This window comes from Propionimicrobium sp. PCR01-08-3 (assembly GCF_030286045.1).
Lineage (GTDB): Bacteria > Actinomycetota > Actinomycetes > Propionibacteriales > Propionibacteriaceae > Brooklawnia.
The window spans coordinates 2,023,839-2,037,583 of record NZ_CP127390.1; the positions used below are offsets into that span (position 1 = coordinate 2,023,839).

At 60.8% G+C, this 13,745-nt stretch carries 12 protein-coding genes; 5 read left to right on the forward strand and 7 right to left on the reverse strand.

What is annotated here, in order from left to right:
* Nucleotides 1-25: 25 nt before the first annotated feature.
* The gene (locus QQ658_RS09275; protein WP_286024579.1) at nucleotides 26-919 is read right to left on the reverse strand and encodes an acetylxylan esterase; all 894 of its coding nucleotides are present in this window, start codon (nucleotides 917-919) and stop codon (nucleotides 26-28) included.
* 89 nt (nucleotides 920-1,008) lie between these two features.
* Nucleotides 1,009-1,980, reverse strand: a complete 972-nt coding sequence (locus tag QQ658_RS09280; protein ID WP_286024580.1) for a hypothetical protein — start codon at nucleotides 1,978-1,980, stop codon at nucleotides 1,009-1,011.
* Between the two features lie 441 nt (nucleotides 1,981-2,421).
* Here QQ658_RS09280 and QQ658_RS09285 point away from each other — a divergent pair, with 441 nt between their 5' ends.
* A complete protein-coding gene (locus QQ658_RS09285; protein ID WP_286024581.1) occupies nucleotides 2,422-3,546 on the forward strand; it encodes an MFS transporter in 1,125 nt (374 codons plus the stop codon).
* A gap of 94 nt (nucleotides 3,547-3,640) precedes the next feature.
* Here the strand turns inward: QQ658_RS09285 and QQ658_RS09290 are convergent, their stop codons facing one another.
* On the reverse strand, nucleotides 3,641-5,311 hold the full coding sequence (locus tag QQ658_RS09290) for an oleate hydratase (RefSeq protein WP_286024582.1): 1,671 nt from the start codon (nucleotides 5,309-5,311) through the stop codon (nucleotides 3,641-3,643).
* A 203-nt stretch (nucleotides 5,312-5,514) separates the two neighbouring features.
* Here QQ658_RS09290 and QQ658_RS09295 point away from each other — a divergent pair, with 203 nt between their 5' ends.
* Entirely contained in the window at nucleotides 5,515-6,150 is a 636-nt protein-coding gene (locus QQ658_RS09295; RefSeq protein ID WP_286024583.1) for a TetR/AcrR family transcriptional regulator, read from the forward strand.
* A 9-nt stretch (nucleotides 6,151-6,159) separates the two neighbouring features.
* Here the strand turns inward: QQ658_RS09295 and QQ658_RS09300 are convergent, their stop codons facing one another.
* Nucleotides 6,160-6,837 carry a metal-dependent transcriptional regulator gene (locus QQ658_RS09300; RefSeq protein ID WP_286024584.1) on the reverse strand — a complete coding sequence of 226 codons (678 nt, stop codon included), beginning with the start codon at nucleotides 6,835-6,837 and terminating at the stop codon, nucleotides 6,160-6,162.
* Nucleotides 6,838-6,982: 145 nt separating this feature from the next.
* On the opposite strand from QQ658_RS09300, the gene QQ658_RS09305 reads away from it, so the two are divergent.
* The gene (locus QQ658_RS09305) at nucleotides 6,983-8,236 is read left to right on the forward strand and encodes an Nramp family divalent metal transporter (protein ID WP_286024585.1); all 1,254 of its coding nucleotides are present in this window, start codon (nucleotides 6,983-6,985) and stop codon (nucleotides 8,234-8,236) included.
* A gap of 158 nt (nucleotides 8,237-8,394) precedes the next feature.
* Here the strand turns inward: QQ658_RS09305 and QQ658_RS09310 are convergent, their stop codons facing one another.
* Nucleotides 8,395-9,069 (reverse strand): GAP family protein, encoded by a 675-nt coding sequence (locus QQ658_RS09310; protein WP_286024586.1) that lies wholly within the window; start codon nucleotides 9,067-9,069, stop codon nucleotides 8,395-8,397.
* 334 nt (nucleotides 9,070-9,403) lie between these two features.
* Between QQ658_RS09310 and QQ658_RS09315 the strand changes: the two genes are divergently transcribed.
* The gene (locus tag QQ658_RS09315) at nucleotides 9,404-10,489 is read left to right on the forward strand and encodes a Gfo/Idh/MocA family protein (protein ID WP_286024587.1); all 1,086 of its coding nucleotides are present in this window, start codon (nucleotides 9,404-9,406) and stop codon (nucleotides 10,487-10,489) included.
* Nucleotides 10,490-10,679: 190 nt separating this feature from the next.
* Entirely contained in the window at nucleotides 10,680-11,813 is a 1,134-nt protein-coding gene (locus tag QQ658_RS09320; protein WP_286024588.1) for a 6-phosphofructokinase, read from the forward strand.
* Here the strand turns inward: QQ658_RS09320 and QQ658_RS09325 are convergent.
* Both QQ658_RS09325 and QQ658_RS09330 read right to left on the reverse strand, forming a co-directional pair.
* Nucleotides 11,810-12,589, reverse strand: a complete 780-nt coding sequence (locus QQ658_RS09325) for an HAD-IA family hydrolase (protein ID WP_286024589.1) — start codon at nucleotides 12,587-12,589, stop codon at nucleotides 11,810-11,812. The genes QQ658_RS09320 and QQ658_RS09325 overlap by 4 nt on opposite strands.
* Nucleotides 12,589-13,446, reverse strand: coding sequence for a class II fructose-bisphosphate aldolase (locus QQ658_RS09330; RefSeq protein WP_286024590.1), 858 nt, complete (start codon nucleotides 13,444-13,446; stop codon nucleotides 12,589-12,591). Before QQ658_RS09330 ends, QQ658_RS09325 begins: the two co-directional genes overlap by 1 nt.
* Nucleotides 13,447-13,745: the final 299 nt, after the last annotated feature.

Here is a 13,745-nt window from a genome sequence, read left to right on the forward strand (position 1 = left end):
TTCTCCTTTGGCATCGGGTCGGTTGTCAGAGTTGGAGCCACGCGCGGCTGGCGGCGGTGAATGCGTTGTCGCACAGGTCCATGGCGGGATAGTCGTGGTGGCCGCCCGCTGTTTCGACGAGCAGGCGCGGGCCGGCCAGCGCCTCGTAGATCGCGTGTTGGCCGACGGGCGGCACCATGGGGTCGACGAGTGCGGCACCGACGATCACCGGCACTGTGATGCGGGCCGCAGCGGTTGCCGCGTCAAAATAACGGAGGACATCGGTCACTTCGGGATGCTTGATCGCATACAACCGCACGGCCTCACCACTGCCGATACACGGCGTGATCAGCCGAGCCGGCTGATTGCCGAAAGTGGGGACGTGCACCGCCGCCGCAGTGATGCGGTCATCCCATGGCAGGGCGAATATGACCATCCCACCGCCGAAACTGCCTCCGCGCAGGTCGATTCGGTGCGCATCGGGGAATAGCGCCCGGGCTGCTGTGATCCCGACCCACAGGTCTTGGACACACTTACCGATCACATAGTCATCGCGGGATTCTATGCCGTGCAGCACATGCTCATCAGGGGTATCCGGGATGCCGTTCATTTGGCTGAGTTTGGGCAAGCCACGCGCATTTACCGTAAGCTCAGCAACCCCTGGCGCAAGAAACGGCGGATCGAACGGTTTCTTCACACCGCCGTAGCCCGGCATGCCGACGATCACCCGGTCGACGCCACTTTCGGGCTCCAGCAGTTCGGCGCCGAGATTGACCCCGTCCACGCTGGTGAAGCAGACTTCACTATGCACCCACTCATTCAGCGCGCCGTCGCGGGCGATACGAAAGGGTTCAGGATCGACAAGCAGCGCTTGGTCGTGAAGGTTCATCCAGAATTCGTCGAATTCTTCGGGCCCGCGTAGCACTTCGTCTGAAATCATCCCTCAACTCTCCTCCACATGCTGTCATCAGTGCCCGGCAACTGGCTCTCGTCCATACACATGGGTCACGATTCAGATTGCCCGGAGGATCAGTGCTTATGCGAACGCAGAACTGCTGTACCGACAACTGCGACCAATCCTGCCCCGAGAGCGATTGAGCCCACATCCACGCCTTCGGAACCGGTCTTGGGCAGAGCCGAGGGTTTATCCGGAGCGGGAGCCGCAGACGCCGATTCCGAGGGCTCCGGAGTAGGTGCCGGAGACTCAGGAGCAGCCTGGGAGTACTCGTTGTACAGCACCACCCGCTGTTCGCCACGAAGACCGGTTGCAGTGATCTGGTAGGTCCCAGCTACGGTAAATGGCAGTGCTGTCGACACGTTCAGGTCACCGTTCTCGTCCGCCTTGAAGGTGCCGACCTCAGTCGCGGTGCCTTCGGGGGTAGTAACCGAAATCGTCACAGATGCGTTCGGAGTGAAGGCGTGACTGAAAGAGGGATCCGGTTGCGGCACGACTTCGGGATCGACCGCAACCGAGACACTGCTGATGGCGGTTGCCTCGCCAGCTTGCCAGGTTCCGTCGGCCTCGCCACCCGCCAGCTTGAGAAGCGCGCGTTCGACCTGGAATGTGCCATCCATATAGACCGATGCATCGTCGGACTCCGACTCTTCATCGGTTCCGTAGCAGATGGCGTCGATGTAGTAGTGGTTCGGCAGAGAAGCCACCGCAGTCAGCGTGATAGCACCGCTAGCCGGTGCATCTACGATCCCGCCGCCGTCGTAGTACATATCCAGGTCCGTGTCATAGACGCGGGCCTCGATGGTGCTGAATCCATCCTCGACAGAGCACCCGGATAGCGATGCGGAGATGATCGGGCCGGTGCCGTCGGCAAGTGCGATCCTCGCCTCCCTGGCCTTGGGGCCGATCCCCGAGTCAGGGTTCCGCTCCGCGGCCTTCCCCGAGGTCGGCGCGCCGGTGATGGGGCCCGATTCGTCAGCATATGCCGGTGTTATGCCGACCAGGCTGACCCCACCGGCAAGCGCGACGGCTCCGACTATGGCCATGACCCTTCTCGGGAAAGACATATCTTCTCCTGTTGTGAAATGAAGTGATCGGATTCGGCAACTCAGTCCGCAGATCAATGACGAAGGCGCCTTTGGCGATCACAGCCACATTGCCAGAACTCGTCCGGCAGCTAGTCGCTCATCAATGCTGCCTCCAATTCACGGCTCAGCTTCGACCCACTGCGATCCTAGTTGCATCTAGCGCAAGTCTGCAAGCGCTTAGCGAGAGTGTGAAGGAAGGTGGACGCCATGCCCGCTGGTGAAACGTTGAAATCTGACCGACACAACGTGCCAGAATCTAGCGTGAATGGTTACACGGACCGGCGCGTCGGATAGGGGCAAAGACAAACGTCTGGGACAGACTCCGAAGGAATTGACCCCGGTCCCGGATGGTCCGGGCACCGCAGGGGAACACGCGAGTATCGCCGCATCCTGATTGCATTGCTCGGTGCAGGCCTTGCCACTTTCGCTCAGCTCTATGCCCCACAAGGCGTGCTGCCCTTGATCGCGGTCGACCTCGGGATCGACGCCTCCCGCGCGAGCTTGTCGATTTCTGCCGCCACCGCGGGGCTGGCCGTCTCGGTGGTGCCGTGGTCGCTGATCGCGGACCGCATCGGTCGGGTACAAGCGATGCGCTTCGCCTTGGTGGCGGCGACACTCCTGGGATTGGCAATGCCTTGGTGCCCGTGGTTCGAGTTGCTCATCGTCATCCGGATTCTGGAAGGCGTGGCGCTCGGCGGAATCCCGGGGATCGCGGTCGCCTACCTCAGCGAAGAGGTCTCTCCCATGCACGCCGCTGTGGCCGCAGGCACCTACGTTGCCGGCACCACGATCGGTGGACTGATCGGACGGTTGGTTGCCGCACCCATCGCCGACGCGACGAACTGGCGGTTCGGAGTTTTCTCTGCGGCCGTTCTAGCAGCGTTCGCAACTATCGTCTTCTTTGCGATCACACCGCCCCCGCGCGGATTTCAGCCGCGAAAGGCTTCTGTTCGCGAGGTTAGCCAGGCGGCGTTGTCCCACATGGCGAACCCTCGGCTGCTGGTGCTTTACGGACAGGGATTCCTGCTCATGGGCGGGTTCGTCGCAACCTACAACTACCTGACCTTCCGCCTGGAGGCGCCGCCTTTCCTCATTCCGGTCGGCCGCGCCAGCTTGCTGTTCCTCGCCTACCTCGCCGGCACCATCACCTCCCGGATTGCGGGTGATCTCATCATGCGAATCGGACGACAGAAGGTGCTGCTTGGTGCGATCGGGGTGATGATCACGGGCTTGCTGATCACGCTGGCAACGTCCATGGCGTGGGTGGTCATCGGCCTCGTGGTGCTGACCGGTGGATTCTTCGGCGCACATTCTGTCGCGTCCGGATGGTCGGGTGTACGCGCCGAGACTCACCGAGCCCAATCCACCTCGCTGTACAACCTTTGGTACTACACGGGATCGAGCGTCTTTGGCTATCTGGGCGGAATCGCCTGGGTCCATTTTTCCTGGCCGGGTGTAGTCAGCATGGTCGGAGTACTCGCCGTTGTGGCAGCCGGATGGGTATGGCTCTCCCCCAAGGACTGACTTCATCCTGTCACCTCGTTTCCGGGTGCAGTTTGTTCCCCAGACGGAACGTAACTGCACCCGGGACTACCTGGCTCATCCGCAGATCATTACCTCAGCGGAACATCACGTGCGCGGCCTTGGCCAGCACCTTCGGGTCCTTCTCATAGTGGTGCATCTTGGTGAGCGGCTTGTCCAAGCCGAGCAACTGGTAGACACCAACCTGGGCGCAGCGCACCGAGTACTGCTCGGTGAACACCATGTCGAACGGCATTTCGGCGAACTGGCTGATGAATGCCAGGTTCTTCGAGCCATCCGGTACGACCTTCGGACGATCAAGCGTGCTGCGCCGATTGAACAGCGCCGATGCGTAAGGCATGTGCGCCGGCACCACGTTGATGACGGTATCCATCAATTCGTCGGTGTGGTTCGAGATCGGGTCGGCCGAGTCATCAATGCGTCCCAGATGCCCCAGGGTCTCGAGCAGCATTTCCCGTCCGGTCATTTCGATGAACGGCTTGTCGATGAAGTCACCGTGGCGACGCGGATACAGCGCATAGCCCCAGAAGACACCCTGCTCAGGGGTTTGTGCGTGGTAATGCGGCTGATGATGAACAACCAACGAAATCAGCGGGCCCGATTCCACGAAGGTGTTCAAGGCATTGCCGGGCAATTGCCTGGTCAGCCTGGAGACCTCGTTGATGAGGCGATGATCCGAGGTAGTGATGGTGAAGCTCGTCCATTCTGACTGCGTACGGTCGTTGAAGAACTTGTCCGGGTTTCCGAGGTTGTAGAACCGCCCCGCGGCTTGTTTCCACAATTGCGCGGACGGCGCGTACCGTTCATCCTCGACGATCGCGGTGTCCATATCGCCGATGGACGTGGAATCGGTGATCGAACCATTGGTGTCGAAGACCAGGTCGTCGGTCCCGATCTCAATGACGCCTTCGGCATTACCGTTGTCGACCTCTTCGTACTTCAGGCCGGTCACGATGATCTCGTCGCGCATCGGGGTATCAGCGAAGGTGAACTCGGTGACCTTCCGATTGTTGATGAAGGTCACGCCCTTGTCTTTCAAGAATGCTCGCAGCGGCAGAATCACTGACTCATATTGGTTGTAAGGAGTCCTGGTCACGCCCTCCAAGGTGTTGATACGCGAGAACTCGAGGATCATCCTGTTCATGTAGCGACGCAGTTCCGCGACCGACGAAACATCCTTGAATGCGAACGTAGTTTGCCACATCCACCAGAAATTAGTGGTGAAGAAGTCAGGCGTCTCGGCGAACCAATCGCGAATCGAAATATTGTCGAGTTCACTTTCGCGCGACTCCGGCATCATCATCAGCTTGGTCAGCAGGTACCGCTGCTTGTTGGTGAATTGCATGTGCCGATACCCATTGGGCCCACTCGTGCGCAGACCGGTCGAATCGATCAATCGGCCGATGTCCTTGGTCGGGTGGGCGTGGTCGAAGTCGAGGATCTCCTCGGTGATCGACTTACCCGGCTGATCAAGCGATGGGACGCTCGACATCAGATCCCAGAAATTCTCGTAGGTTTCCTCATTGAGCATCCGTCCACCGCGGTTCAAGAACCCTTCGGAATTACTCAGCGGTTCGTGGCCGTATTCATCCTCGAAATCCTTGGCCGCAGCACCATCATTGGCACCGTGGGTGTCGAGCCCAAGCATGGTGATCTGGGAACCTTCCCATCCTCCATCACGAATCAAATAGCACGCGGCAGCCAAGTTCCCGATCCCGGTGCCGATCATGTACGCCTTGCTAGTCATGTCTTCCCCCTTGTCTTACGCATCGCGCACGCCGCGTCTTTCGCAGCGTTACCGAATCTGTCGGGCAGCGCCTGCGCGCCGCCTCCGGATCGATCCGGCCACAAAACGGATCATACTCCATTTGGAGCGTGGTCCGTAATGCTAGAGTTTCCATCACGGGAATTGATCAGGCAGAGCTACTACCACGGTGTGAGGTGACGACGATGGACGACCGACGGCCAACCGCCGCCAAACCGTCGCTGCGCGAGCGCAAGAAAATCGACAAGCGCGGGCGAATCCTTGCGGCCGCCACCGAATTATTTGCCGAGAAGGGCTATAGCGCCGTCACCACCGCCGAAATCGCTTCAGCCGCCGATGTCGGGGTCGGCACCTTGTTCAGATATGCGGGCTCGAAGGCAGAACTCCTGGTGAGTGTGATGAATCAGCGGTTCAGCGACGGCATCGAGGCGGGGCTTTCTGAGGCAGCCGAAGGCCGAACGATCCAGGAGTCGGTTCTCGCCATCTTGCACCCGCTGGCCGAGGCCTCTATGGCTCACCCGGAGAACATGATCGCTTATGAACGCGAAGCTCTGTTCGGCAGCGAGGAGCGCCGCAAACAAGCCACGGACAGCGTGTCTCAGGTAGAGCAGGCGATCCTCGAAGTGCTACGCCTGCACAATGCGACTCCACGCAATCTGGCCACCAAGCTTGAGGACATCGCACACACCATTTATGCCGTGCTCTATCTCGACATTGTCAAGGTCGGCGCCGGGCGGGCTCAGGTCGATGATCTGCCGAACCAGATCCGGACATCGGTGAACTACCTGGTGGAAGCTCTGATCGAGAATCGACAAGCCTGAGGCAGCGGATCAGCGAAGCAGCGACACCCAGATCGCGTTGCTCGCCTCACGGCCCAGAACAACCGGTCCGGAGCTTCCTTTCGACCGAATTTCGATGCCACCGGAGAACGGCGCGCCTTCTTGAATCTCCAATTCGGTACCCACGCCGATCCGGTGATCTGCGAGGTACTTGAGAAACTCGGGATCGTCATCCGAGATGCGTTCAATCTTGGCGGGCGCGCGATGCGGAGCCTCCCCCATCGGGAAAGCATCCAGCTGATGAACCGCACCATCGGGCGCCGGAATCGGATCACCGTGCGGGTCGCGAACCGGATGCTCGAGCAGTTCGTCGAGACGCTCGATCATCATGTCGGATACCGCATGCTCCATTTGCTCTGCCTCGTCGTGCACCTGATCCCAGCGGTAGTGCAGTACCTGAACGAGGAAGGTCTCGATCAGCCGGTGCCTGCGAACCATGGCAAGTGCGTGGGCACGCCCTTCGGGGGTCAATTCGACATCGCCATACCGAGCGTGCTTCACCAGGCCCTGATCGGCCAGTTTGCGTACCCCATCGGAGACTGTGGACACTTTGAGCTGCATCTTTTCGGCAATATCGGTCGTTGTCACCGGGCCGTCGGTCCACTCCTGCAGGCCCCAGATCACCTTGAGATAGTTCTGGGTGCTGGCAGACAGAGCAGAAACCGACATGCCTCGATAGTACGTACTGCTCCAGCTTTTGCGTCACAGCACACCTGAGTCTGAGCGATTGAAATACCGAAACAACAAAGTTTGGCGTGCCGAACTTTTGGTATTAGCCTGATCAAAGGATGAAGGCATGACGGGAGGCGCATCCATGACCACAACCCAGGTGACGCCGGGCGGGCCTGCGGTGCACCCCAAGCGACACCTCGCCTCACTTCTCGGGCCCGCCTTCGTCGCCGCCATCGCCTACGTCGATCCGGGAAATGTCGCTGCGAATCTGTCTGCGGGCGCCCAATACGGCTATCTGCTGGTGTGGGTCCTGGTTGCGGCCAACATCATGGCCGTCATCGTGCAATATCTGTCCGCCAAGCTGGGGCTGGCAACCGGACGCAGCCTGCCGCAACTTTTGGGCGACCGGCTGCCCCGCGTGGGGCGCTTGCTGTACTGGGCGCAGGCCGAGCTCGTCGCCGCAGCGACCGACCTCGCCGAGGTGATCGGCGGAGCGATCGCGCTATGGATTCTGTTCGGGATTCCGTTGCTGCCAGGCGGAATCATGATCGGTGTGGTCTCCATGGGGTTGCTCGCCGTGCAATCGCGTAACGGTCAGCGTCCCTTCGAATTCGTCATGATGGGTCTGCTGGTCATCATCACCATCGGGTTCGTCGGTGGTCTGTTCTTCAGCCACGTCGATTGGGGTGAGGCTGCCGCCGGTTTGGTGCCGAGGTTCCAGGGGTCCCAAACGGTCTTGCTGGCCGCCAGCATGCTGGGCGCCACCGTGATGCCGCACGCCATCTATCTGCATTCGTCGCTGGTCAAGGATCGTCACGGGGTCTCCAAAGATTCCGGACGCGTGCGCGATCTGTTGCGGGCGACCCGCGTCGACGTTCTGCTCGCGCTGTTCGTGGCCGGTGGCGTGAATATCGCCATGTTGCTGCTGGCCGCGGCCTCGCTGCCCGGCGTACCCGGCACGGAGACCATCGAAGGTGCCCATGCCGCCATTCAGGCTGCTCTGGGTCCGGTGGTCGGGGTCATCTTCGGCATCGGGTTGCTGGCATCCGGGCTTGCGTCCACATCTGCGGGTTGTTATGCGGGCGCGTCGATCATGGCCGGGCTGCTTCACATACGCATTCCGGTACTGGCCCGCAGAGCCATCACAATCATTCCGGCGCTTGTCATTCTGGCCGCAGGCATCAATCCCACCTGGGCCCTGGTATTGAGCCAGGTGTTTTTGTCGATCGGTATCCCATTCGCGCTGATTCCGCTGGCCAAGCTCACCGGCAACAAGTCACTGATGGGCGGCTTCGTCAACAAGGTCCCGTTACGCGTCACCACCGCGATCGTGGTCATTGCGATCATCGCGCTCAATCTTGCCCTGCTGTATCTGACGTTCACCGGGCAAGGCTGAGACCTGGGTCCGGTTCCTCATCGGCGGCTTCGGCGACAAGCTCTCCTGCACATCACCACGGTGATTCTCGTCGCCGCGATCGTTGCGCTCAATCTTGGGCTGATCTACCTGACGTTCACCGGACAAGCCTGATACTCCGCGTTCCGCCGATGGCGGGATCAGCCGAACACCACTGCCAGATCGCTGGGCAGCGCGTCCAAGAAGATCAGCACGCCCGCGATGCCGATGATCCAGCTCAGCGCCGAACCTGTGCTCGTCTCGATCTTGCGTTGCCAGCGTTCGAAACGCTCGGTCATGCGCGAACGCAACAGTGCCCAAGCAATGAAAAGCACGATCCCCGGCAGCACCATCACGATCACATACGCCCCGAGCAGTATCAGCCACGATGCCGCAGGCAGTCCGGCCGACGTCATGATCGCGATGGCACCGAAGTACGGCACGGCCGTGTAGAACTCGAAAAGCCAGGTGTCCAGCCCCAAGATCACCATGGATCTCACGGTGAAAGATCGTGGATGCTCAGGGCTGCGTCCCTCACGCGGTTTGGTGGGAATGAACCAACTCGCGATGAACAGCCCGACGCCGATCGTCCCTTGAATCCAGGCACCCACGGTCGGATCGATGGCCGGGACCAGCGCCCCCAGCCCGAGCATCAGCACCACCCCGAGAAGGAAATAGCTAACCGCCACTGTCACGAGGTAGACGATCAGAAGCAAGCCCATTCGGCGTGGACGCGCGAGCAACAGATACAACGTGACCGCGATCAAGGCCGGACTGAGCATGTCGAGAACCGCCAGCCCGAGCACGGCCAGCACCGTCGTGATGGGCATCGTCATCGTCTCCTTCAGATCGGCTCGTTCGTCGTCTTCCCAGGAGAAGTGCATCCACGATAGCAACGACCGGCCTCACTGAAGGCGCAGCCAATCAACTGGTCTACTCGTCAGACCGGCTTACGGGACGCAATCGTCACCGGTCCACGCTACGGACCCTCCGAAAGGTTCGCTGCATGACGCCTTCAGGTCGTCTGGAGTTACTTCGCGCCTCGTGATATGCCTCAAGGGCCGGTTCATGAGCGTGCCCATACTGCTAGGGTCATATAGGAAGTTCCTGCTGGTCTTCCCGTGACGATCACCGGTGAAGGGCAGAAGAAGACCCTAGTGAGGGATGCATATGGCGACGTTGAGGACCGCTGTCATCGGAGGCGGAAAAGTAGGGCACTATCACGCGAAAGTGCTGCAAGACCTGGAGCACTCCGACTTCGTCGCAGTTGCCGGACGCAATCCCACCCACGTTCAGCCATTCGCCGATCAGTACGGAGTGAAGGCCTATACCGATGTCGCCCAGATGGTGCGCGAGCAGAACGTCGATGTGGTATGCGTCTGCACGCCGCATCCCGCGCATGCCGCGGTCGCGATTCCCGCCCTTGAAAATGGCGCGCACGTGCTGATCGAGAAGCCGTTGGCGTCCTCGCTCGCCGATTGCGAAGCGATTCTCGATGCGGCCGAGCAAAACGGACGAAAGGTCGGCACCATCGTCCAGCGCCGCTACTATGAGCCCAGCCGGCGCATCCGCAAGGCCATCGATGACGGCAAGATCGGCACACCGATCCTCGGTCAGGTCACCATGCTGGGCTGGCGCGACCAGGCCTATTACGAGTCGGACGCCTGGCGTGGCACCTGGGACGGCGAGGGCGGCGGAGTGCTGGTGAACCAGGCACCCCACCAGCTCGACCTGCTGCTGTGGTACATGGGCGAGGCCGAGGAGGTCTACGGCGTCTGGAAGAACTTCAACCACCCCTACATCGAGGTGGACGACACCGCCGTCGCGACGGTCAAGTTCAAGAACGGTGGTCTCGGCACGATCCTGGTCTCCAACAGCCAAGACCCGGCGCTCTATGGCAAGGTGCACGTCCACGGTAGCAACGGAGCGTCGGTCGGCGTCCAAACCGACGGCGGCGCCATGTTCATCGCGGGTATGACCGAGATCACCGAAGCACCGTACAACGACCTGTGGTCCGTCGCCGGCGAAGAGGAGAAGCAGGCCGAGTACCGCAAACACGACGAGGAATCGTTCTTCACCGTCGACACCAATACCTACTACCACTCCTTGCAGATCGCGGACTTCTTGGACGCCGTCGCCACCGGACGCGAACCTGCCGTCGACGGGCTGGCCGGCCGCCGCACGGTCGAGCTGATCCAGGCGATCTACCGCAGCACCAAATCTGGCCTGCCGGTCAAGCTGCCGATTCACGAGTGATGTGCGTTGTCCGGCCGCGCTGACGCAGGACACATGAGTCCACCGGTTCACGGAAGGCGGCGAGATGTTTCCATGTCCGGCTGCCGCAGTCACTTCTGTGATCTGTTGACCCGGCCAGATGGATGACCCGGATACCCTACGAAGCCTGCGTCAAACGTGACAAGATGGCGCAAGCGACACAGGAGGAAGCATGCCCACGAAGCAGAAGAAGATCGGAATCCTCACCGCCGGTGGAGACTGCCCTGGCCTCAACGCGGCGATCCGCGGCTTCGGCAAGGCCGCCATCCGTCAGCATGGCATGGAACTGATCGGCTTCAACGACGGCGTTCGTGGGCTGGCGGAGAATCGCCACGTGCCGCTGGATGGTCGAGCACTGTCAGGCATCCTCACCGTGGGCGGCACGATCCTCGGCACGAGCCGCGACAAGGTTGACCGCATGATCGTCGACGGCGAGACTCGCGACATGGTGCCGACCATCGTCCAGAACTACGAAAAGCTCGGACTCGATGCGCTCGTGACGCTTGGCGGCGGGGGCACTGCACGCAATGCATACAAGCTTTCCAAGGCGGGCCTCAACGTTCTTCATCTGCCGAAGACCATCGACAATGACATCGTCGGCACCGACGACTCGTTCGGTTTCTCCACGGCGTTGGAGATCGCCACCGACGCGATTGACCGGCTGCATTCGACAGCGCACTCTCACCACCGCATCATCCTGGCCGAGATCATGGGTCATCGTGCCGGCTGGCTGGCACTCGGCTCAGGCATCGCCGGCGGTGCCGACATCATCCTGCTCCCTGAAGTGCCCTATCACGTCGATGTGATAGTCAAGGCCGTCGAACAGCGACGCAAGGAGGGACTCAACTTCTCGGTGATAGCCGTCGCAGAGGGCGCGCGCAATCAAACCGACTCGATGGCGATGTCCGGAGCCCAGGCACTCGTCAATGAAGCCTCCAGTCCCGAGACGAAGGCCGCAGCGAAGAAGGCCAAACGCGACCTGGAACGTTCGATGCGTGATAACACCCTTAAGCTGGCAACCCAGTTGGAAGATGCCACCGGTCTGGAGTCCCGGGTCACCATCCTCGGATATGTGCAGCGAGGTGGCACCCCATGTGCTCAAGATCGTCTGTTGGCCACCCGGCTCGGCACCAAGGGTGCCGAGCTCGTGGACGCAGGACAGTTCGGCATCATGGTGACCGCGAAAGGTACCGAGACCGGAACAATCCCTCTCAAAGAGGTCGCCGGCAAGGTGAAATACGTCCCTTCGGATCACCCCTGGGTAAAGGCGGCCCGCGCAGTGGGCACCAGCCTCGGTGACGCCTAGCTGCGTTGTTCCCGGACCGCGTCCAAGGTAGCGACATTCACGAACTCAGGGACAGGCACCCTTGCCGAATTCGCTAGCACCGTCACCGGGCGTCCGGGCTCACCCAGATCGGATAGCACGAGACTCGCGCCAGTGAAGTCATCGTCTTTCGTGTACGAGGAGACGGTGACGATCGTGGCGATGTCGGCTGCTGTCGCCGCCTGGCAGCCGATGCCGCTGTCCTCAATCACCACAGCATCTTGCGGCTCGAACTCCAGGGTATCCAGCGCATAGCGATAGATGTCGGACGCGGGCTTCTTATGCGGGACGATATCTCCGGCATAGACGTGCACCTGCTCGGCCAAGTCGGCGCCCACAACTTGCTGCAGCACCGCAACCACTGACTCATGGGCCGACGTGGACGCGACGGCGACCTTCCATCCGGCCCGCAGGGCTTCTGCGATCAACCGTTTGACTCCTGGACGACCGGGCAGTGCGCCGCTCGCCACCAATTCCTTGTAACGCCGTGTCTTGACCTGGTGCCACCGCGCCAGCACCTGCCGCAATTCTTCGTCGTCCGCGGGGAGCCGCAGTCGCTCTCGGACGTCCGGGGTTACGACACTGGCCAGGCGTTCTTTGCCGCCGCCGATATGCACGAGCTTCGCATACTCGTCGTCCGACCAGTGCAGCGGAATGCCGAGTTCGTCGAACATCTGGTTGAACGCGACCAGGTGACCATCTCGCTCGGTGTCGGCGAGCACCCCATCGCAATCGAAGATCAACAGCCCTTCGGACATCATGCCCTCCCGGCAGATCCGAAGATCTCGAAGAAATGCGCTGCCATCGCGCCGATATTCTCGTCCACATCGGCGAAGAACGTCGGAGGATCCCACTTCTGATCCCGTTCGGCGTCTTGCAGCGATGTCAATGCCGATTTCATGTAAGTCATCTTGAGCTCGGTAGAGATGTTTATCTTCGACACCCCCGCCTCGATGAACGACTTGAATTCTTGTTCGGTGAGACCTGATCCACCATGCAGGACGATCGGTTTATCCGTGAGAGCACGGAATTCGCGCACCCGCTCCGGAAGCAGTTTCGGACGCCCGTGATAGACGCCGTGCGCCGTGCCCAATTGCGGGGCGATCAGGTCGATTCCGCTTGTGCCTGCCGCTTTCACCACTGTCGCCGGATCATACGCGTGCGCGATGACGTCTGACCCGACTCCGTCTTCGGCGCCGACGATGTTCTCGATCTCCGATTCGACGTCGAGGCCACGAGCGTGTGCCGATTCGGCCACCTCGCGGGATTCCTGAATGGCCTTCGTCAAGTCGCGATCCGAAGCGTCGAAGAGCACCGATGACCATCCGGCCTCGACGACATCGTCGATGACTCGCCGATCAGGGCAGTGATCCAAGTGCAGCGCGACCGGCACCGCAGAGTCGGCTATCGCTGCTTGATACATCGCGGTCAGCAGGCCCACGCCGACCGATTTCACGGTTTTGACCGATGCCTGCAGGATCACCGGAGACTTCGCCTGATTGGCCGCCGCGACGATCGCGGTGAGGCTTAAGTTGTCCACCACATTGAAGGCAGGAACCGCGTAGCCGTCCCTCTGGGCTGCCTTCACCATGGCGAGAGTCGATGTTGACTTCATTGTCACGTCCCCTTCCTGAAATTCCCAAGGTTGTACTCGGCTTAGGACGCTCCGGGTCGCCCTTTGCGCGTCTCGCAATGCGTTGGTTCTTCGTCGCGTCTTTATGAGGAGATTCCGATCCCGCTGACCGAAGCTCCTATACCTGACTATACAAGTATGGATCGTGATTATCCAGCGTGTCGACGGGCCGCTCGCTCCCGATCGGACTCACGCGGCGTCACGATTATGCCGGGTATCGTGTATGCCGTTGAAAGCCCACGCAGACGAGACATAAAGATGCGATCTGGTCTGCATGCTCG

Bases quoted from the DNA above. Each gene is read 5' to 3' on its own strand.
- QQ658_RS09275 (WP_286024579.1), bottom strand. From the start codon at position 919: ATGATTTCAGACGAAGTGCTACGCGGGCCCGAAGAATTCGACGAATTC.
- QQ658_RS09280 (WP_286024580.1), bottom strand. From the start codon at position 1,980: ATGGCCATAGTCGGAGCCGTCGCGCTTGCCGGTGGGGTCAGCCTGGTC.
- QQ658_RS09290 (WP_286024582.1), bottom strand. From the start codon at position 5,311: ATGACTAGCAAGGCGTACATGATCGGCACCGGGATCGGGAACTTGGCT.
- QQ658_RS09295 (WP_286024583.1), top strand. From the start codon at position 5,515: ATGGACGACCGACGGCCAACCGCCGCCAAACCGTCGCTGCGCGAGCGC.
- QQ658_RS09300 (WP_286024584.1), bottom strand. From the start codon at position 6,837: ATGTCGGTTTCTGCTCTGTCTGCCAGCACCCAGAACTATCTCAAGGTG.
- QQ658_RS09305 (WP_286024585.1), top strand. From the start codon at position 6,983: ATGACCACAACCCAGGTGACGCCGGGCGGGCCTGCGGTGCACCCCAAG.
- QQ658_RS09310 (WP_286024586.1), bottom strand. From the start codon at position 9,069: ATGACGATGCCCATCACGACGGTGCTGGCCGTGCTCGGGCTGGCGGTT.
- QQ658_RS09315 (WP_286024587.1), top strand. From the start codon at position 9,404: ATGGCGACGTTGAGGACCGCTGTCATCGGAGGCGGAAAAGTAGGGCAC.
- QQ658_RS09320 (WP_286024588.1), top strand. From the start codon at position 10,680: ATGCCCACGAAGCAGAAGAAGATCGGAATCCTCACCGCCGGTGGAGAC.
- QQ658_RS09325 (WP_286024589.1), bottom strand. From the start codon at position 12,589: ATGTCCGAAGGGCTGTTGATCTTCGATTGCGATGGGGTGCTCGCCGAC.
- QQ658_RS09330 (WP_286024590.1), bottom strand. From the start codon at position 13,446: ATGAAGTCAACATCGACTCTCGCCATGGTGAAGGCAGCCCAGAGGGAC.